The organism is Pseudomonas sp. R1-18, assembly GCF_051132095.1.
Classification (GTDB): domain Bacteria; phylum Pseudomonadota; class Gammaproteobacteria; order Pseudomonadales; family Pseudomonadaceae; genus Aquipseudomonas.
In genome coordinates, this window is the sequence record NZ_CP071658.1 from 194,922 (window position 1) to 220,901 (window position 25,980).

A 25,980-nucleotide genomic window follows, 5' to 3' on the forward strand; every position below is an offset into this window, starting at 1 on the left:
CTTTATTCTGAACCGTCCAGTGGTGCTTCGAAATCGCCGAAGGCTAGTAAGTTGGATCCTTCAGTCTGCTCCACTGGAACAGGATGGGTCAGCTTGTCGCTGATCCGACCCTCAAAGGTCGGCAGCGGCACCGCCTTGCCTCCTGTTAGTCCCTCAACTGAGCGCTCTAGTGTGGTAAACCGTACCTCATCACGGACGAGGCGAGTTTGGGTTTGCCCTTCGACTTCCTCGAAGCGCACTACAAACCAAGCAATATCAGCGTTCGAAATATCGACGACATTATCCATTTCGCCGATTGAGTCGAAGAATGCGCGATCAACTACAACCGCCATCTTCTTGCCCCAGCGTCTGAGCGTCGGCACTTTGATTTGAAGCTGCGGCATAAGCCGTTTAGGGCCGCTACTGCGATAATCTGGTCGCCGGCGCGCTGCGGGAAAGGTGACCCAGTCTACGGTCTCATCCTTAATAGCCTCAAACTCACCCCTCATGGCGTTACCCGAGAAATACACCGCCTGGATTTCCAGTGCCGCCCACTCCATCGGCGCGCCAGGTTGTGTCTTGGTGCTGACCAGCACCATATCTATCCTGCCGACGTCCTCTCCTCCCTCATTATCGGTGGTCGCGCCTGCTTCTAGGAAGCCGACCTCGGCAACGAGCTTCGGGTCGGGATCGTTCAGGATCACTTCGCCGACCCACTTGAAGATTTCTAGGTCTTCATGAAAGCGATAAGGACACGTCGCTCGCAATTCTCCCTGATTGCCTTGGGCTGGAACGCCCATTGCGCGACCACTGGAGTGCTGAGCATATGAGTAGAGTCTAAGGGAGCAGACACCGCCTTCCTTAGAGCAAGTCGCGCCTTGTTTCCTCGCCTGGAATGGGCAGGGCTGTGGCTGCCGCTCCTTTTTTGGCTTGAGCGTCTCACGGGCGAGCCTATGCCGCTCTGAGCTAGGAAGTTGTGGAAGGTTATGCCCGTACCACTCGCCTATGCCGAAGCGCGGCGTAAGGTCTTTAGGCTTCCTAGGTGCCCTGGCCATGGCGGATCTCCTGAATTCCGTAAAAGCGAGTAAAGCTACCGGTGCTAGCCCGTCGCCAAAGCAAAAAAAGGCCCGCATCGCTGCGAGCCTTTCTTCATATGGTGCCGGCACCAGGAGTCGAACCCGGGACCTACTGATTACAAGTCAGTTGCTCTACCAACTGAGCTATACCGGCGTAATGGCGGGTGAGTATATAGAGTCTGGTGAGCTTGTAAAGCCTAGCTGTCTGATTCGGTTGAAAAAAATCGGGCGGCTGATGAGCGTGGGGTTTGGTCGGGTTGCGGGGGCTCTGGGGCGGGGTGGGGAAGGATGGAATTCGTGTAAGGGGCGGCAGGAATTTTCTTCCTGTGGAGACGGAATCGGAGGCGATTACGCATCGAATTAAGCCCTGACTGCTGGCGTTTTCATGGATTGCCGGTCAGGCGAAAGACAGCGGGGCAGTGGGGGTTTTTACCTTGGCTTTAGAATCAATGACTTGGGTGGCTCGCTTGGCCGAGCTCAGGAACGCCCAGGGCGGAAGTTGGCTTTTTGCCGGTAATTGCACGGTTGATGAGCTTTGCATAGGCTTGGTTTCAACGGCAGGCGCTACCAGGTGGGTAGCGAGGGCCGTTACTTTTCAGCCAAGCGGACAAAGGATTGTCTATGAATAGCGCGATGGATCGTCGCCGGGCTTCGGGGGTGCAGTATGCCGTTGGCCGGGTTCACTGAAGAGTCAGGAAAAAATTCGTAGTTGTCGGCACCCAGGTGGGATGGCAGCCAAGGATTACCGCCTGATCGCATGAATGTGCGGCTTGACGGTAACGACATCTTCACCGAATCGATTGCAGTTGATACTGCTTCGGCAACTGTTCAGCTGAATCGATGCTTCAAAAATGCCCGGGTCTCACGATTCGGGCATTTCTTTTGCTGATTCTGGCGGTTTGAGGGGGTTTTGACTGGAGTGGACACGTTTCGTGCCGATACAACGTGTTAACCCACTGGCCGGTCGCCTTGGACAGCAAGTGCAATGCAGAAAACGCCCACGCATTACGAGCTGCTGAACATCGCTCGCGACGCCTCTCCTGATCAGATCAAGAAGGCGTATCGCAAGCTTGCGCAGAAGCTGCATCCGGACAGAAACCCGGACCCGTCCGCGTCAGACACGATGGGCGTCATCAATGCCGCTCACGATGTGCTGGCCGACACCGGCAGGCGTGCGGCTTACGATGCGCAACTCGCCGCTCAGGAACGCCAGATGCGCGAGGAAGCGGCTCAGCGGAATGTCGTTCGTGCCCACGGCGCGGCATCAGCGCCCGCTTCTTCCACTCACCCCACTCAGGGCCGGCGTGAATCCCGCAAGGCAAATGCGCAACCTTCGGCACGTCGCCGGCGACGTAGCGTGTTGCGCTGGGCGGCGGTATTTCTGATCTTCTGCGCCGCTGGGGCGTGGATGGGTTACGACCCGAAGGCAGGCAAATCCTATGTACCGACGGAAGCCGTGCCGGTCGCGCAAACGTGGGTCAAACCCACCCCGGAACCGCGGGAGACGCTAACCGGGAACCCGGTCAAACTGGTCGACCCGCAGCAGCCAGAGTGCGAGGTGCCGCCGCTGGACCCACTCGGCGCGCCATGGCCTGAGAAGGCGGCGTATCTCCAGGGCATGCCGTTGCGCAAGGACAATGGTTGGTCGCAGATCACCATCGACAATAGCGGCGGTGAGTCGGCGGTCTATGCCAAGGTCACCGATGCGGTGGGCCGTAACGCCTATCGGCACGCATTCATACCGGCCGGTGCGGTCTTCACCTTCGGCAAAATCGATCCGGGCCTGTATCTGCTCAAATACAAGATGCTCGACACCGGCTGCGCCTTTGCGTCTAGCCGGATTCTGCTGCAGGAAACGCCAATGGGCAGCCAGGTGAAGTCCAGCATGTACAAGCTGACATTGCGCAAATTGCAGAGTCGCAATGTGCAGTCGACGACGCTGCGCAAGGACCAGTTCTGACTCAGGCGACAGCCTCGAATGCTGCGTTCCGGACCGCTCTGTTGCGGGTATTTGCAGGTTTCGTCTCTTTCTTTTGAAGGACATTTCCGAGAGAATCCGCAGCCGCTTGCGCCCCTCGTCTGGTGCTCTTAGTCTCCACCGGTCGCTGGTTTTCAGCGATCGGGTTTAGTCGCCCGTGTTCGAGTTAAGGCGCATCACGCCGCTGTTTTCAGGCTTTTATCGCCTGTAAATAATGGCGGCTGTGCGTAGGGCACCTCCGGGTGCGCCGGTTCTTAGCTCCCGGTCCGACTAACCTGCGCACAGCTGCCACCCTATCGTTTAGTCGCGACTCGGTGGCAGCTCCACTCCGGAGAGCTAGACATGATCAACTTCACCTCTGACACATCCCTCAATCCAATACCTGCATCGCCTGTCCTCGACGAATCCGTCGTCAAGCGCGCTCTGGCCTGTTACTTGCCCACCGCCTCCGGAAGCGGCGACGCACAGCCCGTCAGCCTGGAACCGACCCTGAACCACGCTCTGGACTTTCTGCGTTGCGCGGCGGCGACCGTCTACGAGCTGGGCGACAGCTTGCAAGGTTCAAAACGGGACCTGGCTTTCGCGACCTTGCACATGATGGAAATGGCTAAAGTGATGGTCGAGCGGTCGCTGGAGAGTGTGGAGCGCGTGTGAATAATTGTGAACACGTCACCCAAGCGACCTAGGGGCGGGTCCGCTCTCACAAAAGGGCCCGTTTCAGAGCCTTACAAAATCTTTATGCACATTGGCATCACAATATTTGTTCGCACGGCATAAGCGCGATCTCAAACGGCTGATTTCGCGCAAGCCATTGCTTTCAGGGGCATTGATCGGTTAGGCGCGACAGAATCAGGGACTTCAGTAACTAGCGCGCTAAGGTTTTTGTGCGCGCTCAGGATTTTCATCAACAGACTTATCCACAGGTTGTTGTGGATATATCGCTAGGCTTGTTCTGCCAGAACCAGCAGGTTGCGCGGGGTCAGCCGGGTGTCGCAAAAGGTGCCGACGCTGACGTGATAGCCGTGCTCTCTTACGTAGAGCGCACGGTCCAGCACCAGCCATATCTCCAGCGGCCGCCGGAACAGATTACGAACCAGTTCCAGGTTGCGTACCTGAGCCAGGCGTCGCCAGCCTGCGTCCTCCAATGCCGCCCAGTCTTGCGCGCCGGGGGCAGGAATATTCTTCAACTGCGCCAGCTCTTCGCAGTAGCTGGCGTAAGGTTTGTCCAGCCACGCAGTAGGCAATGACGGCGTGGGCAGGTAGGCGTCGACGCCCCGCAGTTCTCGCTGCAACAGGTCGAAGCCCAGCCGGCGTGCCATGGAGGCGTCCCTCTGGCGGCGCACTCTGGCACCAGCGGTGACGGTTTCGCTGAGCGGCAGCCCCAACTCGTCGCGCGACAGTTGCAGCGCCGACTCCCGGCCCGCACTCGAAAGCGCCTGATAGTGCTCGGCTCGCGTGCGGTTGTAGCAACACGGTGCTATCGCCATTTGCGCGCAGCCGTTCTGACTGGCGATTTGCATCAATTGCACGTGCAGGTCGCCGCAGGCATGTAGCGCGACGGGCGTCTGTTCCGGATGCAGGCTGCGCCAGGCGTCTTCAGCCATCACGTCCTGTTGCACATGTTCGGCCTGGATATTCAGGCGAGCGCTGAGCTTGCGACCGGCTTCGACCAGCGCCGGATCATGTTCCAGGCAGGTCAGTGCTTGTCCACGTTGCGCCAGACGGCGGCCGAGGTGGCCTTTGCCGGAACACCAGTCGAGCCAGTGCGAAGGTTGATGGCGAAAATTCAGGTGCGCGGCCAGCGCTTCGATCTGCTGCCATTTGCGCCCTGGCACGTCGACGCTCATGCGCGGCTCAACGGAGTCGATGGCGTGCGCCGGCAATTCGCCGATGTGACTCAGGTCGACGGCTTCCGCCGCCAATTGGGCAAAGGGGTACGGCGCGTCAAGACGCTCCGCATGGTTGTGTGCATGCTCGGCCTGTTCCAGCGAGCGCCCACGTAACCAGCTTGCCAGCTCCGGGTAGTCCCGTTCCCACGGCAGGTACAGCTCGGTGAAAGGCTTGGGTCGCCACAACGGCTGGTGCGCGAACAGAAAGCTGTCCAGCGCCCGAAAGCGGTCGTAAAGCTGGTCATCCTGCAGAAAGGAATCAGAAGACATGGTCGGCCGTGGGTTGGGCAAGATGAAAAGGGGCTGGCCATCATTCGGCCAACCCCATTCATATCAGCGCCCTTGACTGGCGTCTACGCGCAAGATGCGTTCCAGCAGCCGGAAGCCCTGCACCAGCACATAGGCCATGACCAGATAGAACATGCCGGCCGCGAAGAAAATCTCTACCGGCAGATAGGTGCGGGCAATGATCGTGCGAGCCATGCCGGTCAGTTCCAGCAAGGTAACGGTGCTGGCCAGCGCGCTGGCCTTGAGCATCAGAATCACTTCATTGCTGTAGGCAGGCAGGCCGATGCGCGCGGCGCGCGGCAGCACGATGTAGAACAACGCCTTCCATTTCGACATGCCCAGCGCCCGCGCCGCTTCCACTTCACCGGCTGGCACCGCCTGAATCGCGCCGCGCAGAATCTCGGCGATGTAGGCGGCGGTGTGCAGCGTCATGGTGACGACCGCACACCAGAACGGGTCGCGCAGATACGGCCAGAGCGGGCCCTGGCGGATGACGTCAAACTGCGCCAGCCCGTAATAGACCAGAAACAGTTGCACCAGCAGCGGCGTGCCACGGAAGAAAAAGATGTAGGCGTAAGGAAGGGCGCGGACCGACAGATGCCTGGACGAACGCGCAATCCCCAGCGGTATGGCAATGATCAGGCCGGCAATCACTGCGATGGCGACCAGCTCCAGCGTCAGCGTTGCGCCCTGGGCCAGACGCGGCAGCCATTTGATGATGACTTCCCAATTCATGACGCGCTCCTTATGAATCCGCGAGCGGCACGTTTTTCCAGGAAGTACATGCCGGTCATCGCGATGATGGTCAGGCCCAGGTACATGAAGGCCGCGACCATGTAGAACGTGAACGCTTGCTTGGTGAAGCCGACGGCAATCTGCGCGTGACGCATGATTTCTTCAAGGCCGATGACTGAAACCAGTGCGGTGTCCTTCATCAGGATCATGAACAGGTTGCCCAGGCCGGGCAGGGCGATGCGCCACATCTGCGGCAGGATCAGCCTGACGAATATACGAGTGCGAGACATGCCCAGGGCCAGTCCCGCTTCGCGGTGGCCTTTGGGGATGGCAAGGATGGCACCGCGAAACACTTCGGTCGCATAGGCGCCGAAGCACAAGCCCAGCGCGATCACGCCAGCGGCAAACGCGTTGAGCGCAAGATCCTTGATACCGAACACCTCACCCAGCGCGCGCATGCCGTTGACGGTGCCGAAATAGATCAGCAGCACCCAAAGCAGCTCAGGGATGCCGCGCACCAGCGTCGAGTAGGTTCCGCCCAGCCATTGCAGCGGTTTGTAAGGAGAAGTCTTGGCCAGGGCGCCAAGCAACCCGAGCACCAGCCCCAGGCACAGGGCCGACAGGGCAAGCTGGACAGTCATCAGCGCGCCAGCCGCGAGGGCCGGGCCGAATCCATGGAGATCAATATTCATGTAGTTAAGGCAGGCTTTGCAGAGGACGGGTCGCCGCGCTTGCTGCAAGCCACGGCGACACCATCAGGCAGTTCAGAGGATGCTGAACGGGAAATACTTGTCGTTGATCTTCTTGTAGGTGCCGTCAGCGATGATTTCCTTCAGCGCGGCATTCAGCTTCTCGCGCAGCGGATCACCCTTGCGCACGGCAATACCGATCTTGTCGTTCTCTTCCACGGGATCGCCCTTGAATTCGAAGCCCTTGCCGGCTTCGCTTTTCAGCCACTCGTAGCTGACGTATTTGTCGGCGAGGATGGCGTCGACGCGGCCGGAGACCAGATCGAGGTAGGCGTTTTCCTGCGTGTCGTACAGTTTGGCGTCGACATCCATGCCCAGCTTGTCTTCCAGCCAGGTGCTGGCGAGGGTCGAACGTTGAGCGCCGATGATCTTGCCTTTGAGCGATGCCGGATCAGTCTTGAACTCGCCGCCCTTGGCTGCCAGAAACTGCAGCTTGTTGGAGTAGTACGGGTCCGTGAAGTCGACGGCCTGCTTGCGCTCTTCGGTGATCGACAGCGACGAAATCAGGAAATCGAACTTCTTGGCGTTGAGCGCGGGGATGATGCCATCCCAGTCGGACGTAACCACTTCGCACTGGACCTTCATCTTGGCGCACAGGGCGCTGCCGATCTCGTAGTCGAAACCGACCACCTGGCCGCTCGCATCCTTGTTGTTGAATGGAGGGTAGGCCGCTTCGATGCCCATCTTCAGGGTTTCAGCAAAGGCGTTGCCGGTCATTGCCAGGGTGGCAGCTGCAACCAGCAGCAACTTCTTGTATTTCTGCATGAGGTGTTGCTCCGTTAGCGGTTACTCGACATGAATTGTTTGCATCTTACCGACAGCGGGTTATCGAACACTTGCTGCGGTGTGCCCTGTTCTTCGACCAATCCTTGATGCAAAAAGACGATTTCGCTGGACACCTGACGGGCGAAATTCATTTCGTGAGTGACCAGCAGCATCGTGCGGCCTTCTTCGGCCAGTGCACGAATCACGTTGAGCACTTCCTGAACCATCTCCGGGTCGAGTGCCGAGGTCGGCTCGTCGAACAGGATAACTTTAGGCTGCATCGCGAGGGTTCGCGCGATGGCGGCGCGCTGCTGTTGCCCGCCGGAAAGCTGGGCGGGGTAGACGTGGCGTTTGTCACCGATGCCGACCTTGGCCAGCAGCGCCTCGGCAACCTCGATGGCCTCGGCCTTGCTCTGACCCAGCACGCGGCGTGGCGCCTCGATGATGTTATCGAGCACGCTCATGTGCGGCCAGAGATTGAAGTTCTGAAAGACGAAACCGATTTCGCTGCGCATCCGGTTGATCTGGCGATTTTCGGCGGCAACCAGCTCGCCGTTCTTGGCGGCCTTGAGCTTGAGCTCTTCGCCCGCCAGCAGAATCTTGCCCTGATTGGGGTTTTCCAGAAGATTGATGCAGCGAAGCAGGGTGGACTTGCCGGAGCCGGATGAACCCAGAATCGAGATGACATCGCCATCGCGTGCGGTCAGCGAAATGCCCTTGAGCACCTGCAACTCGCCGTAGCGCTTGTGCAGATCGCGGATTTCCAGGGCGGGCGTGGCCTCAGCCATGTGGGGTCCTCATTGGTAACGAGCGCTCATTCTGCCGGCCAGCGCCAAGCTAGCACAGCGTTTGAAAGACAACCATGTGCACCCGGCGCCAAGCCTCAAGGATGCAGAAAGCTGTCGCGTTGCCGCAGCAGAATGGCGCTGGCAGGCGAGCCGGGCAGTGAAGCAAAGCTCCAGGCCGGGCGGCCGTGCGCGAAAAAGGCGCGATGTTGCCAGCTTTATCCGGCGGTTGGAAGCAGCTTTTGCTGGGCATCGCGGCATCCGGCGCACCGTTTGCGAGCTTTGTGAGTGTAGGTGGGCGTTTTCGGTGCGCTCGTGTTTCCTTGCCGTGAGGCATTCGGTAACAAATCCTACAAAAACCATTGCCAGATCTTTCGCTCGCCTCTGGGGGCGAACCAGTGCCGGGCCCGTATTCAATAAGCGACGTCGTTTTTGAAATATCTTGGCGTACTTCTTGCGTAAAGAATAAAGAACGGCACCGTTTCTTTCTTTTTACGATTGCTTCGGTGTGCATCGGTCGTCTTGCAAAGGTAGTTTCGATGAGCAATACCGCTAATTCTTCCGAGCTCGATCAGGGCCTGAAACCCCGTCACATCACCATGCTGTCGATTGCCGGCGTAATCGGCGCAGGTTTGTTTGTCGGCTCCGGCCACGCGATTGCAGAAGCAGGGCCCGCAGTGCTGCTGGCTTACGCCGCGGCTGGTACGTTGGTGGTGCTGGTCATGCGCATGCTGGCCGAAATGGCCGTCGCTTCGCCTGACACCGGTTCCTTTTCAACTTATGCGGACCGGGCTATCGGCCATTGGGCCGGGTTCACCATCGGTTGGTTGTACTGGTGGTTCTGGGTATTGGTGATCCCGTTGGAGGCCAACGCTGCGGCAACCATTTTGCACGCCTGGTTCCCGGACGTTGCGATCTGGGTATTCACGCTGGTCATTACGCTGCTATTGACGGCAACCAACCTGTTCAGCGTGAAGAATTACGGCGAGTTCGAATTCTGGTTCGCGCTGATCAAGGTGGTCGCGATCATTGCCTTTGTGGTGCTGGGTATCGCTGCCATTTTTGGCCTGCTGCCGACCACTGAAGTGAGCGGCGTCAGCCATCTGTTCGATACTGGCGGCTTCATGCCTAACGGTCTGGGCGCTGTGCTGGCGGCCATGCTGACCACTATGTTCTCGTTCATGGGTACCGAAATTGTCACCATCGCCGCGGCCGAGTCGAAGAACCCTGGCAAGCAGATCACCAAGGCCACCAACTCGGTGATCTGGCGGATCTTCCTGTTCTATCTGGTTTCGATCTTCATCGTCGTTGCCCTGGTGCCGTGGAACGACAGAAGCCTGGCCGAAGTGGGCTCCTACCAGACCGTGTTGAACGTGATGGGTATTCCCAACGCCAAGCTGATCGTCGATCTGGTGGTGCTGGTTGCGGTAACCAGCTGCCTGAACTCTGCGCTGTACACCGCTTCGCGCATGCTGTTCTCGCTGGGCAAGCGTGGTGACGCACCGGCCATGTCCAAACGCACCAGCCAGGGCGGAACGCCTTACTGGGCGGTGATGCTTTCGACTGCGGCGGCGTTCCTGACGGTATTCGCCAACTACGTAGCGCCAGCGGCGGTGTTCGATTTCCTGCTCGCCAGTTCCGGTGCGATTGCCTTGCTGGTGTATCTGGTGATCGCGGTTTCCCAGCTGCGCATGCGCCAGAAGCGCATTGCCAACGGTGAAGCCATCGACTTCAAGATGTGGCTGTTCCCATGGCTGACCTGGGCGACCATCGTCTTTATCGTCGGGGTGCTGACCGTGATGCTGATTCAGGAAGACCATCGCATGGAAATCATCGCGACCGGCGTGCTGAGCCTGGTTGTGGTCGGCGCCGGCCTCACCGTCGCCCGTCGCCGCAAGGCCGAGCGGTTGAGTGGTGCGGCTGTGTTGAGCTGACCACATACCGGTATGAGCGCGCTTGCCCGCGAAGAGGCCTGTCCAGTGGCAAATGTGACGTCTGGACAGGCCTCGTCGCGAGCAAGCTCTCTCCCGCGACTCCAGATGCAGGATCCTGACGTGGGAGGCAGCTCGCTGGCGAAGGGGCCGCTGAGGGCGCAACACCTTTTTCGTCAGGGCTAAAGCCTCGCCAGCAAGCTGGCTACAGGATTGCGGGGCAGCACAAACTGCCAACTTTTGTGCGCAGTTCATCAGGCTGTGGGAGCTGGCTTGCCGGCGATCTGGCGCGCAGCGGCAGCGGGCTCGGCAACGCCTTGGTCCGTGCTGGCGAAAGAATGGCAGAACTATCTGCCGGCTTTTTCGTTCCTCAGCATCAGCAGCTCCGATGCCTTGTTGTAATCGGCCTGGAATGCCGGGCTGCCGATCCACTCGATGGCGGTGTCTTCGTCTTCGTCGTGGACGATGGCGCGGTACATGATGAGCAGGCCCATCATGAAGTCCGTGGCCGGCTCCTCGTCCTCTTCGGCGATCACCAACTCCAGCACCGGGTATTGCAGGAACACCGCGCACAGCGCCAGCTGGCTGATGGCTTCGGCCTGCTTCATGGCCTGGAACAGGTCGTCGTATTCCGCCGGGTCAAAGCCGTTCTCGACAATGTCCTTGAAGTCGAAAGTGCTCAGGTCGATCTCGACGTCATCGAACGGCTGATCGACCAGCGCCGAAGCAAACACCGGATGCACGACCTTCTTCGCCGGTTTGCCCGAGCGATTCTGCTTGGCCTTGAGTTTGGCGCGCTGAGCACGTTTTTGCTGTTTGTCTGGCGAAGCCATGAACGGGTCCTTTTTGCGGGCAACGGTTTGCAATGGCAGTCATTGAAGCGCAGACCGTCAGATTAGCCAAGCGGGCGTCCGGAAAGCGCGGGCAGCCAACCTGGCCCATAAATCCCGGACAACAAAAAACCCGCACTAGGCGGGTTTTTTGGGCGCTTTCAGGTGTGTTTGCATCACCTGAAAACTGAAGGTGGTGCCCAGAGACGGAATCGAACCGCCGACACGGGGATTTTCAATCCCCTGCTCTACCGACTGAGCTATCTGGGCAACGGGGCGCATTAGACGTGTTTTTCAGGAGGGCGTCAAGCGTGTTGTCGAAAAAAATTTGAATTATTACCGACGCTTACGACCCTCATCGTCTGAAACGCTTTATGACGCGGGTGGAACGTAGCCTTCCGCCTGGGCGTAATCCTCGCCGGAGAGGTACTTGTCCATCTCGGCCTGAAGGAATTTGCGGTCTTCGGCGTTCATCATGTTCAAGCGGCGTTCGTTGATCAGCAGGGTCTGGTGCTTCTGCCAATCGGCCCAGGCTTTCTGCGAGACGTGGTTGAAGATGTCTTCGCCCTTGGCGCCCGGATAAGGCGGGCGTTCAAGGCCTGGAAGCTCTTCTTTGTACTTGCGGCACATTACGGTGCGGGTCATGACGGTTCTCCTGCATTCAAGACGTCAGCTGCGTGTTTGAGCAGCTTTTTCACCGGGGCGGCAAGGCCCAGGCGCGGCGGGGTGGCGAGGTTATACCAGAGCCAGTCGGCCTCGGCCACGTGGCCGGCAGACTCTTGGACCGGAACCAGCCAGGGTTCGATGCTCAGCTGAAAGTGGCTGAAGGTATGAACCAGGCCCGGCAGCTCATAGGGTTTGCCCATTTCCAGCGAGTGTTGCATTGCCAGGTGCTTGAGCTCTTCGAAATCGTTGAGTTCCGGCAGACTCCATAGCCCGCCCCAGAGCCCGGTAGAAGGGCGTCGGTAAAGCAGAATCGCGCCGTCGCGGTTGGCGAGCATCGGCATGAGTGTGCGCTTTTGCGGGACCGCCTTGCGGGGCTTGGGGATCGGATAACGGGTTTCCAGGCCGAGCAGGTGCGCCTGGCAGCCGCGCTCCAGCGGGCAAAGCAGGCAGCTGGGTTTGCTGCGGGTGCAGAGCGTGGCACCCAGGTCCATCATCGCCTGGGTGTAGTTGTTGACTCGATGGTGCGGCGTGAAGCGCTCGGCCGTGGCCCACAGCTCTCTGGCGACCTTCGGTTCGCCGGGGTAGCCTTCCTGGGCGGTATAACGCGCCAGCACGCGTTTGACGTTGCCGTCCAGGATCGGCGCGCGAATGCCCATGCTCAGGCTGGCGATAGCGCCGGCAGTCGACAGCCCGATGCCCGGCAGCTGAGTGAGCTGTTCCACATCGCGAGGAAATTCGCCGCCATGTTCGGCGACCACGATCCTTGCGGTCTTCTGCAAGTTGCGGGCACGGGTGTAGTAACCCAGGCCGGTCCACAGGTGCAGGACCTCGTCTTCCGGGGCTTCGGCCAGATCCCGCATTGTCGGCAGCGCAGCCATGAAACGGTCGAAATAACCCAGCACGGTGCTGACCTGAGTCTGCTGCAGCATGATCTCCGAAACCCAGACCCGATACGGGTTTATCGCCTGCTGCCAGGGAAGATCGTGGCGGCCATGGCGGTCGTACCAGTCCAGCACGGCGCTGGAGAATTGCTCGGGTTGCATGGTTTAGTGGGTTCTCTTGATTTGACGATTTGAACGGTAGGAGCGCGCTTGCCTGCGACATGGACACCGCAGTAAGTCAGACAGACCGCGTTATCGTTTTTCGCGGGCAAGCGCGCTCCTGCCGATTTTCAGCGTTTGAACAGGCCTTTTAGGGCGTCCTTGAGCTCTGGGCTCACTTTGTCGCCCAGTTTCTCGTCCAGCTTGTCGCCCAGCTTCTCGCTGACCCGGTCGCCCGCCAGTCTAGCCGCGATGCGGCCCAGACCCTCACGGTCGAGGCGGCAGGCCTTGGCGCCCAGTTCCAGCGGGCCACGGCATTGCACAGGCCACTCGATTCCGACGTAGCGCGGGTTGATCTCACAGGCCGGGTCCGGCATCTCGCTCTTGTCGCCTTCGATCACGATGCCAACGCGATAATCCATGCCCAGCACGCGCAGATCCACATCGCCGTTGCCGTTGACCGTCAGCCCGGGGGTGCGCACCTTGAGGTCCGGATTGCTCGCCACGCCGTTGTGTAGGTTCAGGTTGCCATTGAGTTGCTGGAACGGCGTGTCCTTGCCGCGCGGCTCGCCGCTGAGCGTCTTGCGATTGAGCACCGAAATGCCCTGGCACAGCTGTTGTTCGAGGTTGGCGTTGACCAGCACCCCGTTGTTCAACGTGAAGCTCGCATTACCGTTGAGGCTGTCGACCAGCGCTTTCTCGCTGTTGCCTTTGCCGTTCAGATCGCTGTTCAGTGTCAGCTGGCCGCGCACTGGCGGCGTCTGGCCCTGACTCTCCAGGATGCGTTCGATCGGCACCTTGGCCACGCGCGTCTGCACGCTGACCACTGGCACGTCGGGGCGCGCATCCAGGTTGCCCTTGAGCTCGAAGTTGCCGTTGTAGAGATCGCCGCGCAGGCTCTCGACCGTGATCAGCCCGCCCGCCGCCTGGGTTTTGAAGGCAGCATTGTCGATTGGCAGTTTGTTCACGATCAGCTTGCCGAAGCTCAGATCGGCCTCGACGTCCAGCGTCCGCAAGCGCTCGACCGGCAGCAATCGAGCGGTGCTCCAGGCGACCTTGGTCGGTTGTTCCGGCAGCGGCGAGTTGCCGGCGATGGCGGCCGCTTCGCCGCTCTGCACTTCGGATTTGCGCGCGGCCTTGGCGCCTTTGGACTCTTCGCTCTCGGCCGGGCGGTAGCGGTCGGCATCGAAAGCGTCGCCCTTGAGCTGGATGCGCAGCGCCTGTCTGGCGAAGTCGGTCACGGCAACCCGGCCCGCGAAGTGACTGTCATCCACTTTGAGGTTGAAGTCGTCAAACACGAGGCTGTTGGGTGTGCCGCTCAGCCGCGTGACCATCTCGACCTTGCTCAGCGCGCCTTCGCCCATGGGCGGCAGTGGCTGACCGATGGTGTCAAAGAAGGTGCGCACGTCGAGCTGTGCGATGGACAGACCACCGCTGACCTGCGGAGTCTTGTCCAGATCGCGGGCACGCAGTTCGCCAAGTGCGCGCAACTGGTTGGCGGAAATTTTCAGACCATTCCATTCGGCGATGTTTGCCGCCAGATCGACCAGCAGTTGGCCTTGAGCGGCAAAGGTTACCGTTTTGCCTTGCAGCGGCTCGCCTGCGGCTTCACCGGAGAGGCGCATGTCTTCAAACTGATAGCGCTGCAGTGCCCGATCCAGACGCAACTTGCCGACCAGTTCGGTCTTGGCGCGCAGCATCGGTTGGTTGGTGCTCAGAAATGCGGTCAGCTTGACCGGGATGTCCGACGCTTCGCGAACCGCACCGGTACTCAGCTGAATGCTCTCGGCAAGGAATGTCTGGCCCTTGCGAGCATCGCTGTAGTCTACGCGGGCGTTATTGACCGTCAGGCTGTCGATGTTCAGCTGGATGGGGCGCGCATTGCGGTCGGTTTCGGTTGCGTCCGGCTGAGACCCTTCGGTGGGCGCAGGCGCGGTTCCAGCCGTGGCGGGTTTGGCTGGCTTGCCGATGTCTTCCCAGTTGCCGTGGCCGGTTTCGTCACGATGCAGGCTGAGGTTAAGGCCTTCGACACGGACATCGCTCATCTGGATCTGGCGGCGCAGCAGCGGCAGTACCCGAACCGACAAGCCCAGCATCTGCACGTCGGCAAACGGCTGATCGGGGGCGGTCAGCGTTGCGACGCGCGCCTCGTGGAGCTCCAGGCCCAGCCACGGAAACAGACTCCAGCCGATGTCGCCGTTGAGCGTCAGCTCGACATGCGCCTTGTCGCGGGCCAGCTGGCGAATCTCGTCTTTGTAGTCGTTGGGATCAAACAGATGGGTCAAGGCAAAGCCGAGAGCCACGATGATCAGCAACAGCCCGAGAATAAACAGCCCCAGGATTTTGCCGAACGCTTTCATGGGCGAGTCCTTGTGTCGATTGTTCAAAATTTAGCCCGCGAGTATACCGCCCCCGGCGGTCTCTCGGGCTTCGAATGCCGCCGGGGTCAGGACTGCGGGTGCCCCGGCGGTTGTCAGCAAGCGTAGTTTGCAAACGCTCGCAGGAGCGCGCCTGCCCGCGACGACGTAGGTGCAGACGCAGCAGATGCCGTGCCTGTGCATATGCCGTCGCGGGCAAGCGCGCTCATACGGCTGACCGAAGCGATATATCACTTTGTGAATTTCGCCCGCTCAGATATACGGATCAAGTTATATCAGCTAATTAAAGTTCGCATATATCCCGCCGATAATCGATTACATCTATGGGCCCATAGACACCGTGGATTAGTTGAAAATAAAAATGATGTAACAAGACACTTACATGCATCGAGTAGTGTTAGTCTCCGCATGCGCTGACCAGGTGCGGCCATTTGCCACATCTGGAGCATCCTGAAACAGCCAGTGCCTTGCGGCTTCGAAGCTGTGGATGTTCGGCGAAAAGTCCTGCGAGCTTTACACATATTGGGGTTATCACAATGAGCACAAGCACAGCCTTGGGCGGCATTGCCGTTCAGCCTGCGTTCTTGTCCAAAGAACGCATTATTGCCAAGCCCGGCTTTAACCGTTGGCTTGTTCCACCCGCCGCTCTGGCGATCCATCTTTGCATCGGTATGGCATACGGTTTCTCCGTGTTCTGGCTGCCGCTGTCCAAAGCCATTGGCGTGAGCGCGCCTGTTGCCTGTTCGGCCGACATGGGTTTCTTCGCCCAGATCTTCGCGTCGACCTGTGACTGGCAGATCTCCATGCTGGGCTGGATCTACACACTGTTCTTCATCTTCCTGGGCTGCTCGGCGGCCATCTGGGGTGGCTGGCTCGAACACGCAGGCCCGCGCAAGGCCGGTGTGGTTTCGGCACTGTGCTGGTGTGGCGGTCTGCTTATCTCCGCGCTGGGTATCTACACGCACCAGATCTGGCTGATGTGGCTGGGCTCGGGCGTGATCGGCGGTATCGGTCTCGGCCTTGGCTACATTTCTCCGGTATCGACCCTGATCAAGTGGTTCCCGGACAAGCGCGGCATGGCGACCGGCATGGCGATCATGGGCTTCGGCGGCGGCGCGATGGTGGGTGCACCTCTGGCGACCGCTCTGATGAGCCACTTCGCATCCGCTGAAGGCGTTGGCGTATGGCAGAGCTTCGTGGTGATGGCGGCGATCTACTTCGTCTTCATGATCGGCGGCGCACTGGGCTATCGCGTTCCACCGACCGGCTGGAAGCCTGAGGGCTGGACTGCTCCGGCGGCCAAAGCCAAGAACGCCATGATCACCAATCGTCACGTGCACGTCAGCGTGGCCTGGAAGACTCCGCAATTCCGTCTGGTATGGCTGGTGCTGTGCCTGAACGTTTCCGCAGGTATCGGCATCCTGGGCATGGCTTCGCCACTGCTGCAGGAAGTGTTCGCCGGCAAGCTGCTGGGTAACTCGCTGACCTTCAGTGAACTGAGCGCCGATCAGCTCAAGCAGATCGCTGCCATCGCTGCAGGCTTCACCGGTCTGTTGAGCCTGTTCAACATCGGTGGCCGTTTCTTCTGGGCATCGTTCTCCGACTACATCGGTCGCAAGGCCACGTATTTCGTGTTCTTCGCTCTGGGCTTCCTGCTTTACGCATCGGTGCCGACCCTCGGTCATCTGGGCAGCATTGCCCTGTTCGTGGCGGCCTTCTGCGTCGTGCTGTCGATGTACGGCGGCGGCTTCGCAACCGTTCCGGCTTACCTGGCCGACCTGTTCGGTACGCAAATGGTCGGTGCGATCCACGGCCGTCTGCTGACCGCATGGGCTGCGGCGGGCGTGCTCGGTCCGGTACTGGTCAACTACCTGCGTGAATACCAGCTCAGCCACGGCGTTGCCCGGGCCGATGCCTATGACATCACGCTGTACATCCTGGCCGGTCTGCTGGTGCTGGGCTTCATCTGCAACCTGATGATCCGTCCGGTCGCCGACAAGTACTTCATGACCGACGCCGAGCTGGCTGCTGAACAAGCCATCGGCCACGACAAAGGTGCCGACGCCACTACTTCGCTGGAGTGGAAAGCGTCCGAAGGCAGCAAGCCTCTGGCGGTCGCCGCCTGGCTGGCAGTGGGCATTCCACTGGCGTGGGGCGTGTGGGTAACCCTGCAAAAGACCGCGGTACTGTTCAACTGACGTTGAACAAAGAGCGCTTGCACTTCGGTGCAGGCGCTTTTTTTTGCGCGCGCTTTGGCGAATACACGATCTATATCGCGTCGATAACGGTTTCACGTCGTCTGTTTGCTTCATGCCGGAGCGCTTCTGGGCCTATAATGATCGCCTTTTTCGCCCAATGATTTTGCGGAGCTGGTGATGGCCGAACGTAAGGCTTACGTCGAGCGCAATACTCTGGAAACCCAGATCAAAGCCTCGATCAACCTGGATGGCACCGGAAAGGCCCGATTCGATATCGGCGTGCCTTTTCTTGAGCACATGCTCGACCAGATCGCCCGGCACGGGCTGATCGACCTGGACATCGAGTGCAAGGGTGACCTTGAGATCGACGATCACCATACCGTCGAAGACGTGGGTATCACTGTCGGTCAGGCATTCGCCCAGGCAATCGGTGACAAGAAAGGCATTCGTCGCTACGGCCACGCCTACGTGCCGCTCGACGAAGCACTGTCGCGCGTGGTCATCGACTTCTCCGGTCGTCCTGGCCTGCAGATGCATGTGCCTTACACGCGGGCAACGGTCGGCGGCTTCGACGTGGACCTGTTCCAGGAGTTCTTCCAGGGCTTCGTCAACCACGCCAACGTGACCCTGCACATCGACAATCTGCGCGGCACCAACACTCATCACCAGATCGAAACCGTGTTCAAGGCCTTTGGCCGCGCACTGCGCATGGCGGTCGAGCTGGATGAGCGCATGGCCGGGCAAATGCCTTCCACCAAGGGTGTCCTCTGATGCAGACAGTTGCGGTCATCGATTACGGCATGGGTAACCTGCACTCGGTCGCCAAGGCTCTGGAGCACGTTGGCGCCGGTCGTGTGCAGATCACCAGCGACGCCCGCGTGATCCGTGAAGCCGACCGCGTGGTGTTTCCGGGTGTGGGCGCGATTCGCGACTGCATGGCCGAGATCCGCCGGCTGGGCTTTGACTCGCTGGTACAGGAAGTCAGCAAGGACCGTCCATTTCTCGGCATCTGTGTCGGCATGCAGGCCTTGCTCGACAGCAGCGAAGAAAACAGCGGCGTGGACTGCATCGGCATGTTTCCCGGTCAGGTGAAGTTCTTCGGCAAGGGTCTGGTCGAGGACGGCGAGCACCTCAAAGTGCCGCACATGGGCTGGAACCAGGTCTCTCAGACGCTGGACCACCCGCTCTGGCACGACATTCCGGACATGGCGCGTTTCTACTTCGTCCACAGTTTCTACATCAACGCTGCCAACCAGCGTCAGGTCGCCGGTCGCGGCCACTATGGCGTCGACTTCGCCGCCGCGCTGGCCGATGGTTCGCGCTTTGCCGTGCAGTTCCACCCCGAGAAGAGCCATACCCATGGCCTGCAGTTGCTGCAGAACTTCGCGGCCTGGGATGGTCGCTGGTAAACGCCATGGGCAGAGCCAGAGACAAGGCGCCGATTCTCACGCTCACGCCGGAACAGGAGCAGGACGCGATTCACAAGCTCAAGCGTCTGTTCGCCGAGCGTTTCGAGCTGGTATTGGGCACCTTCGAGGTGGCCGAGGTACTGGAGCTGTTTGGTCGCGAGATCGCCCCGCATTATTACAATCGGGCGATCTTCGATACCCAGGCGCTGCTCAAGGAGCGTTTCGAAGGTATCGAAAGCGACTTGTGGGCGCTTGAGAAAGACTAGAAGCAGCTTTGCGCTGCACGAATTGACAGGTACGCATACGTGCAGCTTGTAGCTTGCAGCTTGCGGCTTATGACTAAGGACAAAGTATGCTGATTATTCCCGCTATCGACCTGAAAGACGGCGCCTGTGTGCGTCTGCGCCAGGGCCGCATGGAAGATTCCACGGTGTTTTCCGATGACCCGGTGAGCATGGCCGCCAAGTGGGTCGATGGCGGTTGCCGTCGTCTGCATCTGGTCGATCTGAACGGCGCCTTCGAAGGCCAGCCGGTGAATGGTGACGTAGTGACGGCCATTGCCAAGCGTTATCCGCAACTGCCGATTCAGATCGGCGGCGGGATTCGCTCGCTGGAAACCATCGAGCATTACGTCAAGGCGGGCGTCAGCTACGTGATCATCGGCACCAAGGCAGTCAAGGAGCCGGAGTTCGTCGCAGAAGCGTGCCGCGCGTTCCCGGGCAAGGTGATCGTGGGCCTGGACGCCAAGGATGGCTTCGTCGCCACCGATGGCTGGGCGGAAGTCAGCAGCGTTCAGGTCATTGACCTGGCCAAGCGTTTCGAAGCGGATGGCGTCTCGGCGATCGTCTATACCGATATCGCGAAGGACGGCATGATGCAGGGCTGCAACATCCCGTTCACCGCTGCGCTGGCAGCGGCAACGCGTATCCCGGTCATCGCTTCCGGTGGTATCCATAACCTGGGTGACATCCGCGCGCTGCTGGACGCCAAGGCGCCCGGCATCATCGGCGCGATCACCGGCCGCGCAATCTACGAAGGCACGCTGGACGTGGCGGAAGCCCAGGCCATGTGCGACCTGGAACAGCGCGGCTAGCCGATCCGCGGGTCCGGTGCCTTTGTAGGAGCGCGCTTGCCCGCGACCGGCCGCAGCGCATTGCAGAGTTATCAGGAAGGTCGTTCCGACCTTGTCGCGGGCAAGCGCGCTCCCACACCGCTCGGAGATTAAGTCCATGGCCTTAGCCAAACGCATCATCCCTTGCCTGGACGTCGACAATGGTCGCGTGGTCAAGGGCGTCAAGTTCGAGAACATCCGCGATGCGGGCGATCCGGTCGAAATTGCTCGTCGCTACGATGAGCAAGGCGCCGACGAGATCACCTTTCTGGATATCACCGCCAGTGTCGACGGCCGTGATACCACGCTGCATACGGTCGAGCGCATGGCCAGCCAGGTGTTCATTCCGCTGACCGTCGGCGGCGGCGTGCGTACTGTCCAGGACATTCGCAACCTGCTCAACGCTGGCGCTGACAAGGTCTCTATCAATACCGCGGCTGTATTCACGCCTGAGTTCGTTGGCGAAGCGGCGGCCCGGTTTGGTTCGCAGTGCATCGTCGTGGCCATCGACGCCAAGAAGGTGTCAGGCCCTGGCGAAACCCCGCGCTGGGAGATCTTCACCCACGGCGGGCGCAAGCCGACCGGCCTGGACGCCGTGGAGTGGGCAAAGAAAATGGAAGGCCTGGGCGCCGGCGAAATCCTGCTGACCAGCATGGACCAGGACGGCATGAAGAACGGCTTCGACCTGGGCGTGACCCGCGCCATCAGCGATGCTATCGGCATTCCGGTCATCGCTTCCGGTGGTGTCGGTAACCTGGAGCACCTGGCGGCAGGCGTAATCGAGGGCCACGCCAGCGCGGTTCTTGCAGCCAGCATCTTCCACTTCGGCGAGTACACAGTGCCGGAAGCCAAGGCCTACATGGCAAGCCGCGGCATCGTAGTGCGCTGAGGCGCGCCGCAGCACGCCCCGGGCAGCTTGTGGGGCGTGCCGGCTCGCAATGGGGACGTAACGCTCAGCCCTGCTGCGCCGACGTTTCCATCGCGCCTGTCACGATGTCCTCTCTGAGCTGCGATGGCTGGCCGTTGACGTCGTGGGCGTAAGTGCAAATCTTCTTCGGCAGTGACCGGGCCCGCAGTACCAGATCGCCGAACCGCCGCCTGAAACCCTTGGGGTCCGAGCAATCGGTCGTTTCCGGAGGGCCGATCTTCACGGTGTAGTAGTCGATCATCCCCGAGTCGAGCGCCCAGCGGACCGAGTACGTCTTGAAACGGGTCGCCTCGATCGTGACGTGCGGCTCGGCGGTAGGACCGGCCGGTTGAAGCTCCATGGCAAGCGCCAGAGCGTTGCGCATCAAGCCCAAGCTGGGCCGCTCGTCAGCGGACGAAAGCCCGATGATGCAAAGCCAGTTGATCCCGATGCGCGTGTCGACCAGTGCATCAATAGTCGCGTTCTGCGCAGCTTCCACATTGCCGTAGCCGATGGGGCTTTCACAATCCAGGGCCGAATCGGTCGTCTTGTACCGATAAAAGGGCATGCTCGCTGTAAAGCTCAGACCCCATCGTGGATAAATCTCGGTTCCGTCCTCCCCGATACGGACTTTTGCGAACTGTTTCGGTCGGCCATGCACGGGGTCGAACCTGATCGAAAAGGTCGGGAACAGGTGGCATTCGGCCGGATCCGGATTGAACAGACCATCGACGAAACATGGTTGCAGATGTGTGACCGCCATTGCGAAGTTGCTGCCATGGGCGAGAGGCGGAAAGCCCGGTGGCGCGCTGTCTGTGCTGTCGGACGCTGCCGGCAGCGTGATGAGATTGACTACCGCGTACAGTTCGCCGCTGTCACGAATCAGCAGCGGGCTGCCGGACGCACCAGTATCGATATCCTTGCATCGGTTGCTGACGGACCGACGCCAAACCCAGGGCGGACTGAGAATCTCCCCGGAAGGCTCATGGCTGCAAGCCGCCATGCGCAGGTGCCCGGTGTCCTTATAGAGCGGCGCGCCGACCCACAGAATGTCGCGGCCTGGGGCCGGTATCGTGTCGGCCAGTCGCAGCGGCTGAATGCCGTCATCCACCAGCGATTGCAGGGTCGGCTCCAGCTCGACGATGGCCAGATCCACACCTTGCATACTGCTCCAGACGACGCGTTTGAGCGGGTAGCTTCGCGGGGTAGTGTCGGCAAAATAATTGAACTGCACGCTGCCTTCGATCTCCTCGTCGGCGAGCATCACGCCCAGTTCCCGGCTGATGCAGTGCCCGCTGGTCAGGACATAAGCCGCGGCAGCGGTGGGGCTGTCAGGGCTGCGGGTGTCGATGAGCGTCGCGGTGCAGTGCAGGCCTTTGGTACTGGCGATTCGGCCGATGCCGTTCCAGTGGTCGTGCAATCCATCTGCGTTGAGAAGCAACCTGGAGGGCCCCAGCGTGTTCAGCTCTTCGTCGGGGGTGCCGTTCGCCGCATGCGCGACGGCAACAGGCAGCAGGGCACAGAGGCAACAAAGCCCGGCAAAACGTATGAGGTTCATGATCGATCCTTGATAAACGGTGACGTGGCCCTCGGATGAGAGCCGCTCCGTTTAAGCGGGGCTATTCGCCGCTGACAAGGGAATCGGGCAAGGGGACGAAGAAAGCAGACATGGCCTACCCGGTTAAGGGCAAGAAAGCCACGTCAGCGAAGCACAATTCAGCGATAAACGCCGTTGGCCCCATGCCCGGACATGGCCCTGTTACCGCGCAGGCTGATCATGCTCGGCAGATCGATCCATTCGACGCCCTGAGCCTTGAGTCTGGGCAGCTCGCGCTCCAGCACATCAAGAGTGGCCGGATAAGGATGGCCGATAACCACGGCAGAGCCTTGCTTGTGCGCCAGTTCGACCGCAATGCGCAATTGGCGGGCGATGGCGTCGGCGGTGCGCTCGTCGTCGAGAAAGACATCCCGGGAAACGCTTGCCAGGCCGATTTTCTGCGCCTGGGCAGCAGCTACCGTTCTGGCACTGGTGCGGCTGTCGACAAAAAACAGATGGCGTCGTTGCAGTTCCGCCATCAGCCAGCCCATTGCGACTGGCTCCGACGTCATGCGGCTGCCCATGTGATTGTTGATGCCGGCGGCGTATGGCACCTTGAGCAGCGCAGCGTTCAGGCGGCTTTCCAGTTCGGCGATGGGCAGCCCTGGGTGCCATGCATACGGCCCGGTTGCCGGGTCCATCGGCATATGCAGGATGATGGTCTTGCCAGCTTTGTGAGCCTGGTGCGCAAAGTCCGTGGCGTGTGGCGTGTCGGGCATGATCGCCAGCGTCACCGGGCCCGGCAGCGCCAGCGTGCGGCTGTCCCGCTCCGGGCTTTGGCCCAGGTCGTCGATGATGACGGTAAGGTACGCGACGGCGGGCCGGGAGGCCGGGACCGCCGGCGCCGCCGCATCGGCAGCACCGATCAGCGAAAGCGCCAGCGTCAGGAGAGCAAGCAGCCGCATGCGCTTATTTGCCGCGGGTGACGTTCAGTCCCTTGAGCAGGCTCAGAGCCTGGTTGAGCTGGAAGTCATCATCCTGCGGCCGCGCCTTGGAAGCGCCGCCCTTGACGGTCGGTTTGTCCGCGCCGCCGTTGCCGTTGCCCAAGTGGCCGTACAGATCGGCTTCCTTGTAGTTTTCGCCATCCGCTTCGCTGGTGACCTTGGCCCGACGCACAACGATGTCCGGGTTGATGCCTTGCGCCTGGATGGAACGGCCGTTGGGCGTGTAGTACAGCGCGGTGGTGATCTTCAGCGCCCGGTCGTTGTTGAGCGGCAGCACGGTCTGCACCGAGCCTTTACCGAAGCTGTCGGTGCCCATCAGGATGCCGCGCTTGGAATCCTGCAACGCGCCGGCGACGATCTCGGAAGCCGAAGCGCTGCCGCCGTTGATCAGCACCACCAATGGCACATTCTCACTGGCATCGGCCGGATCGGCGGAGAAGCGCAATTCGGAGTTGGCGATGCGACCCTTGGTATAGACGATCAAACCCTTGGTGAGGAAGTGGTCGGCGACTTGCACCGCCGACTGCAGCACGCCACCTGGGTTGTTGCGCAGGTCGAGGATCAGACCGCTCATTTTCTTGCCGTTGTCTTTACGCAGCTGGGCCAGCGCCTTGCCGACTTCTTCACCGGTCTTGACCTGGAACTGGGTAATGCGGATGTAGCCGTAGCCGTTCTCCAGCATCTGCGCCTTGACGCTCTTGACCTGAATCGTGGCGCGCGCGAGGGTCACGTCGAACGGGTTACCGCCGTCGCGAACCAGTGTCAGGGTGATTTTCTCGCCGATCTTGCCGCGCATCTTGTCGACCGCTTCCTGCATGGTCTGACCTTGAGTCGGCGCGCCGTTGATCTTGACGATCAGGTCACCGGCCTCGATACCGGCCTTGGAAGCTGGCGTATCGTCGATGGGCGAGACCACTTTGACGAAACCGTCCTCGACACCGACTTCGATGCCCAGACCGCCGAACTCGCCGCTGGTGCTCTCCTGCAGTTCCAGGAAGTCTTCCGGGCCAAGGTAGGCCGAGTGCGGGTCGAGGTTGCTGAGCATGCCTTTGATGGCGTTTTCCAGCAGAGTTTTGTCGTCCACCGGCTCGACATACGCTGCCTTGACCCGGTCCATGACCTCGGCGAAGGTGCGCAGCTCTTCGAGCGGCAACGGCGCCTTGGCGGGTGCGACTGCTGCTGCCGGAGCTGGCGAGGTTTTCTCGGCAGCCTGCGCCAGTGGCGCGCCGATAACGATGGCGACAGCCAGGGCCAGCGAGGTGAGGCGGGACAAATGCAGCATGTCTAACGAACTCCTGGAGATTTTGGTGCCCACTTATCCTTGCGTGCGACACCATTGGGCTGGATCGCTCGGGCGACCCTGCTGACGAATAGCAAAATACAACGCTGAGGTGTCCTGACCGCCACTGTTGCCTACGGTGGAAATCGCCTCGCCGGCCTTGACGATATCGCCGGCCGACTTGAGCAGGCTCTGGTTATGACCATACAGGCTCAGATAACCATTGCCATGATCGAGAATGACCAGAAGCCCGGCGCCGCGCAACCAGTCGGCGAACACCACTCGTCCGCCATGCACGGCGCGTACCTGACTGCCTGCCGACGCGCTGATCATGACGCCGTCCCATTTGGTTCGTTCGTCATCACCGCGTGCTTCACCAAAGCGTGCAAGCAGTCGACCATCGATTGGCCACGGAAGTTTTCCGCGTGCTTCGGCAAAAGGTCCGCCATACGAGACGCCGGCGCTGGAAACCAGTGAGCCGGGGGCTTTGACCGGGCGGCGCGGCGCGGGTTCATCATCGCCTTTTCGGGCGACGGCTTCAGCTTCGCGCTGGCGCTTTTCCTCGGCTTCGCGCGCGGCGATCAGCGCTTTCTGACGCGCCTCTTCAGCCTCGCGAGCCTGACGCGCCAGGGTTTCCTCAATGGTTTTCAGAACCTTGGCCAGATCCTCCTGATCCTGCTGACGGGCCTGCAGCTTCTGGTCGCGGGCCTTGTAATCCTGATTGAGTCTGGCCAGCGCCTGCTGGCGCTCCTGACGAACCTTGGCCAGCTCTTCGGTCTGGCTGTCGAGGTTGCTTTTCTGGACCAGCAGCTGTGCCTGCTGCAGATCGATCTCCTTGCCGACGTTGGCAAGCTGGCGCAGCGTCTCGTTGAAACTGTGCAACTGGGCCAGGCGCGCCTGGCTCATGTAATCGTAATAGGTCAGGGTGCGGGCGAACTTTTCGGGATGCTGCTGGTTGAGCAACAGCTTGAGATATTCCTGGCGACCGCTCTGATAGGCGGCGCGTGCCTGAATGGCTATCAGTCGTTGTTGTTCGGCGCGGGCGCTGTTGAGTCGGGCTTTTTCACCGTCGAGCTTCTGGAGCTCGGCTTCGGTCTTTTTTAGTTCCTTTTGCAGGACCTCGACCTGCTTTTCCAGCTTGCCCATTTCTGTTTCGGTGGTGCGGAGGTCTTTCTGGACACCCGCTTTTTCTTCCTGGAGCTTGCTGAGCACTTTTTGCAGCTCGGCGACGTCCTGACGCGCGGCATCAATCTGTTTTTGGGTTTGCGCACGCTCATCGTCGGCGAACGCCGGATTGAGCAGGCACATCAGAACGAGGGCGATCAAGGCGCGAAGCATGAGGGTGGGCGATACCGAGGAGTGATAAGAAAATGTCGGGCCTAGTATGCCCGCCATACGCTGCAAAAAAAACGCCCCGCAGCGGCTGCTTTGGGGCTGATTGGCGCT

General features: G+C 60.4%; 23 protein-coding genes and 2 tRNA genes. 9 read left to right on the plus strand and 16 right to left on the minus strand.

Going from position 1 to position 25,980, the window contains the following annotated elements; translation table 11 throughout:
* Window positions 1-2: 2 nt before the first annotated feature.
* Both J3P77_RS00865 and J3P77_RS00870 read right to left on the minus strand, forming a co-directional pair.
* The gene (locus J3P77_RS00865) at window positions 3-1,112 is read right to left on the minus strand and encodes a NotI family restriction endonuclease (protein ID WP_434678983.1); all 1,110 of its coding nucleotides are present in this window, start codon (window positions 1,110-1,112) and stop codon (window positions 3-5) included.
* Between the two features lie 21 nt (window positions 1,113-1,133).
* Window positions 1,134-1,209: transfer RNA gene (locus J3P77_RS00870), tRNA-Thr, on the minus strand.
* Window positions 1,210-2,040: 831 nt separating this feature from the next.
* On the opposite strand from J3P77_RS00870, the gene J3P77_RS00875 reads away from it, so the two are divergent.
* On the plus strand, window positions 2,041-3,015 hold the full coding sequence (locus tag J3P77_RS00875; protein ID WP_434678985.1) for a J domain-containing protein: 975 nt from the start codon (window positions 2,041-2,043) through the stop codon (window positions 3,013-3,015).
* A 360-nt stretch (window positions 3,016-3,375) separates the two neighbouring features.
* Window positions 3,376-3,687 (plus strand): DUF6124 family protein, encoded by a 312-nt coding sequence (locus J3P77_RS00880; RefSeq protein ID WP_434678986.1) that lies wholly within the window; start codon window positions 3,376-3,378, stop codon window positions 3,685-3,687.
* A gap of 287 nt (window positions 3,688-3,974) precedes the next feature.
* Here the strand turns inward: J3P77_RS00880 and J3P77_RS00885 are convergent, their stop codons facing one another.
* The 5 genes from J3P77_RS00885 to J3P77_RS00905 all read right to left on the minus strand — a co-directional run bounded on the left by J3P77_RS00885 (window position 3,975) and on the right by J3P77_RS00905 (window position 8,247).
* Entirely contained in the window at window positions 3,975-5,192 is a 1,218-nt protein-coding gene (locus tag J3P77_RS00885) for a methyltransferase (protein ID WP_434678988.1), read from the minus strand.
* Between the two features lie 63 nt (window positions 5,193-5,255).
* Window positions 5,256-5,945, minus strand: a complete 690-nt coding sequence (locus J3P77_RS00890) for an ABC transporter permease (protein WP_434678990.1) — start codon at window positions 5,943-5,945, stop codon at window positions 5,256-5,258.
* A complete protein-coding gene (locus J3P77_RS00895) occupies window positions 5,942-6,637 on the minus strand; it encodes an ABC transporter permease (RefSeq protein WP_434678991.1) in 696 nt (231 codons plus the stop codon). The genes J3P77_RS00890 and J3P77_RS00895 overlap by 4 nt, the downstream gene beginning before the upstream one ends.
* Window positions 6,638-6,709: 72 nt before the next feature.
* Entirely contained in the window at window positions 6,710-7,459 is a 750-nt protein-coding gene (locus J3P77_RS00900; protein ID WP_434678992.1) for an ABC transporter substrate-binding protein, read from the minus strand.
* A 14-nt stretch (window positions 7,460-7,473) separates the two neighbouring features.
* Window positions 7,474-8,247, minus strand: a complete 774-nt coding sequence (locus tag J3P77_RS00905) for an ABC transporter ATP-binding protein (RefSeq protein ID WP_434678993.1) — start codon at window positions 8,245-8,247, stop codon at window positions 7,474-7,476.
* 536 nt (window positions 8,248-8,783) lie between these two features.
* Here J3P77_RS00905 and gabP point away from each other — a divergent pair.
* The gene (gabP, locus tag J3P77_RS00910) at window positions 8,784-10,178 is read left to right on the plus strand and encodes a GABA permease (protein ID WP_434678994.1); all 1,395 of its coding nucleotides are present in this window, start codon (window positions 8,784-8,786) and stop codon (window positions 10,176-10,178) included.
* A gap of 344 nt (window positions 10,179-10,522) precedes the next feature.
* On the opposite strand, the gene J3P77_RS00915 is transcribed toward gabP, so the two are convergent.
* The 5 genes from J3P77_RS00915 to J3P77_RS00935 all read right to left on the minus strand — a co-directional run bounded on the left by J3P77_RS00915 (window position 10,523) and on the right by J3P77_RS00935 (window position 15,071).
* Complete coding sequence (locus J3P77_RS00915; protein WP_434678996.1) at window positions 10,523-11,008, minus strand: hypothetical protein; 486 nt, start codon at window positions 11,006-11,008, stop codon at window positions 10,523-10,525.
* A gap of 191 nt (window positions 11,009-11,199) precedes the next feature.
* Window positions 11,200-11,275, minus strand: a tRNA-Phe gene (locus J3P77_RS00920).
* Window positions 11,276-11,377: 102 nt separating this feature from the next.
* On the minus strand, window positions 11,378-11,650 hold the full coding sequence (locus J3P77_RS00925) for an oxidative damage protection protein (protein WP_434678998.1): 273 nt from the start codon (window positions 11,648-11,650) through the stop codon (window positions 11,378-11,380).
* Window positions 11,647-12,714 (minus strand): A/G-specific adenine glycosylase, encoded by a 1,068-nt coding sequence (mutY, locus tag J3P77_RS00930; protein WP_434678999.1) that lies wholly within the window; start codon window positions 12,712-12,714, stop codon window positions 11,647-11,649. The genes J3P77_RS00925 and mutY overlap by 4 nt, the downstream gene beginning before the upstream one ends.
* 128 nt (window positions 12,715-12,842) lie before the next feature.
* Window positions 12,843-15,071: an AsmA family protein gene (locus J3P77_RS00935; protein WP_434679001.1), complete on the minus strand. Its 2,229-nt coding sequence runs from the start codon at window positions 15,069-15,071 to the stop codon at window positions 12,843-12,845.
* A 554-nt stretch (window positions 15,072-15,625) separates the two neighbouring features.
* Between J3P77_RS00935 and J3P77_RS00940 the strand changes: the two genes are divergently transcribed.
* From J3P77_RS00940 to hisF, 6 genes are all read left to right on the plus strand, one after another.
* Window positions 15,626-17,287: an OFA family MFS transporter gene (locus J3P77_RS00940; RefSeq protein WP_434679002.1), complete on the plus strand. Its 1,662-nt coding sequence runs from the start codon at window positions 15,626-15,628 to the stop codon at window positions 17,285-17,287.
* A gap of 177 nt (window positions 17,288-17,464) precedes the next feature.
* Window positions 17,465-18,058, plus strand: a complete 594-nt coding sequence (hisB, locus tag J3P77_RS00945; RefSeq protein ID WP_434679003.1) for an imidazoleglycerol-phosphate dehydratase HisB — start codon at window positions 17,465-17,467, stop codon at window positions 18,056-18,058.
* On the plus strand, window positions 18,058-18,696 hold the full coding sequence (gene hisH, locus J3P77_RS00950; protein ID WP_434679004.1) for an imidazole glycerol phosphate synthase subunit HisH: 639 nt from the start codon (window positions 18,058-18,060) through the stop codon (window positions 18,694-18,696). Before hisB ends, hisH begins: the two co-directional genes overlap by 1 nt.
* A 5-nt stretch (window positions 18,697-18,701) precedes the next feature.
* Window positions 18,702-18,962 carry a DUF2164 domain-containing protein gene (locus J3P77_RS00955; protein ID WP_434679006.1) on the plus strand — a complete coding sequence of 87 codons (261 nt, stop codon included), beginning with the start codon at window positions 18,702-18,704 and terminating at the stop codon, window positions 18,960-18,962.
* 86 nt (window positions 18,963-19,048) lie between these two features.
* A complete protein-coding gene (gene hisA / locus J3P77_RS00960; protein WP_434679008.1) occupies window positions 19,049-19,789 on the plus strand; it encodes a 1-(5-phosphoribosyl)-5-[(5-phosphoribosylamino)methylideneamino]imidazole-4-carboxamide isomerase in 741 nt (246 codons plus the stop codon).
* A gap of 136 nt (window positions 19,790-19,925) precedes the next feature.
* Window positions 19,926-20,696 (plus strand): imidazole glycerol phosphate synthase subunit HisF, encoded by a 771-nt coding sequence (gene hisF / locus J3P77_RS00965; RefSeq protein WP_434679009.1) that lies wholly within the window; start codon window positions 19,926-19,928, stop codon window positions 20,694-20,696.
* Between the two features lie 64 nt (window positions 20,697-20,760).
* On the opposite strand, the gene J3P77_RS00970 is transcribed toward hisF, so the two are convergent.
* The 4 genes from J3P77_RS00970 to J3P77_RS00985 all read right to left on the minus strand — a co-directional run bounded on the left by J3P77_RS00970 (window position 20,761) and on the right by J3P77_RS00985 (window position 25,872).
* The gene (locus tag J3P77_RS00970) at window positions 20,761-22,272 is read right to left on the minus strand and encodes a trypsin-like peptidase domain-containing protein (RefSeq protein WP_434679010.1); all 1,512 of its coding nucleotides are present in this window, start codon (window positions 22,270-22,272) and stop codon (window positions 20,761-20,763) included.
* Window positions 22,273-22,430: 158 nt separating this feature from the next.
* Complete coding sequence (locus J3P77_RS00975) at window positions 22,431-23,216, minus strand: divergent polysaccharide deacetylase family protein (protein WP_434679011.1); 786 nt, start codon at window positions 23,214-23,216, stop codon at window positions 22,431-22,433.
* Between the two features lie 4 nt (window positions 23,217-23,220).
* Entirely contained in the window at window positions 23,221-24,537 is a 1,317-nt protein-coding gene (locus tag J3P77_RS00980; RefSeq protein WP_434679012.1) for a S41 family peptidase, read from the minus strand.
* Between the two features lie 33 nt (window positions 24,538-24,570).
* A complete protein-coding gene (locus J3P77_RS00985; protein WP_434679013.1) occupies window positions 24,571-25,872 on the minus strand; it encodes a murein hydrolase activator EnvC family protein in 1,302 nt (433 codons plus the stop codon).
* Window positions 25,873-25,980 lie beyond the last annotated feature (108 nt).

Coding starts and splice junctions, on each gene's coding strand:
- J3P77_RS00895 (WP_434678991.1), bottom strand. CDS start 6,637: ATGAATATTGATCTCCATGGATTCGGCCCGGCCCTCGCGGCTGGCGCG.
- J3P77_RS00865 (WP_434678983.1), bottom strand. CDS start 1,112: ATGCGGGCCTTTTTTTGCTTTGGCGACGGGCTAGCACCGGTAGCTTTA.
- hisA (WP_434679008.1), top strand. CDS start 19,049: ATGCTGATTATTCCCGCTATCGACCTGAAAGACGGCGCCTGTGTGCGT.
- J3P77_RS00925 (WP_434678998.1), bottom strand. CDS start 11,650: ATGACCCGCACCGTAATGTGCCGCAAGTACAAAGAAGAGCTTCCAGGC.
- J3P77_RS00885 (WP_434678988.1), bottom strand. CDS start 5,192: ATGTCTTCTGATTCCTTTCTGCAGGATGACCAGCTTTACGACCGCTTT.
- J3P77_RS00985 (WP_434679013.1), bottom strand. CDS start 25,872: ATGCTTCGCGCCTTGATCGCCCTCGTTCTGATGTGCCTGCTCAATCCG.
- hisF (WP_434679009.1), top strand. CDS start 19,926: ATGGCCTTAGCCAAACGCATCATCCCTTGCCTGGACGTCGACAATGGT.
- J3P77_RS00980 (WP_434679012.1), bottom strand. CDS start 24,537: ATGCTGCATTTGTCCCGCCTCACCTCGCTGGCCCTGGCTGTCGCCATC.
- J3P77_RS00875 (WP_434678985.1), top strand. CDS start 2,041: ATGCAGAAAACGCCCACGCATTACGAGCTGCTGAACATCGCTCGCGAC.
- J3P77_RS00915 (WP_434678996.1), bottom strand. CDS start 11,008: ATGGCTTCGCCAGACAAACAGCAAAAACGTGCTCAGCGCGCCAAACTC.
- J3P77_RS00970 (WP_434679010.1), bottom strand. CDS start 22,272: ATGAACCTCATACGTTTTGCCGGGCTTTGTTGCCTCTGTGCCCTGCTG.
- J3P77_RS00900 (WP_434678992.1), bottom strand. CDS start 7,459: ATGCAGAAATACAAGAAGTTGCTGCTGGTTGCAGCTGCCACCCTGGCA.
- J3P77_RS00975 (WP_434679011.1), bottom strand. CDS start 23,216: ATGCGGCTGCTTGCTCTCCTGACGCTGGCGCTTTCGCTGATCGGTGCT.
- hisB (WP_434679003.1), top strand. CDS start 17,465: ATGGCCGAACGTAAGGCTTACGTCGAGCGCAATACTCTGGAAACCCAG.
- J3P77_RS00880 (WP_434678986.1), top strand. CDS start 3,376: ATGATCAACTTCACCTCTGACACATCCCTCAATCCAATACCTGCATCG.
- J3P77_RS00905 (WP_434678993.1), bottom strand. CDS start 8,247: ATGGCTGAGGCCACGCCCGCCCTGGAAATCCGCGATCTGCACAAGCGC.
- hisH (WP_434679004.1), top strand. CDS start 18,058: ATGCAGACAGTTGCGGTCATCGATTACGGCATGGGTAACCTGCACTCG.
- mutY (WP_434678999.1), bottom strand. CDS start 12,714: ATGCAACCCGAGCAATTCTCCAGCGCCGTGCTGGACTGGTACGACCGC.
- J3P77_RS00890 (WP_434678990.1), bottom strand. CDS start 5,945: ATGAATTGGGAAGTCATCATCAAATGGCTGCCGCGTCTGGCCCAGGGC.
- J3P77_RS00955 (WP_434679006.1), top strand. CDS start 18,702: ATGGGCAGAGCCAGAGACAAGGCGCCGATTCTCACGCTCACGCCGGAA.
- J3P77_RS00935 (WP_434679001.1), bottom strand. CDS start 15,071: ATGAAAGCGTTCGGCAAAATCCTGGGGCTGTTTATTCTCGGGCTGTTG.
- gabP (WP_434678994.1), top strand. CDS start 8,784: ATGAGCAATACCGCTAATTCTTCCGAGCTCGATCAGGGCCTGAAACCC.
- J3P77_RS00940 (WP_434679002.1), top strand. CDS start 15,626: ATGAGCACAAGCACAGCCTTGGGCGGCATTGCCGTTCAGCCTGCGTTC.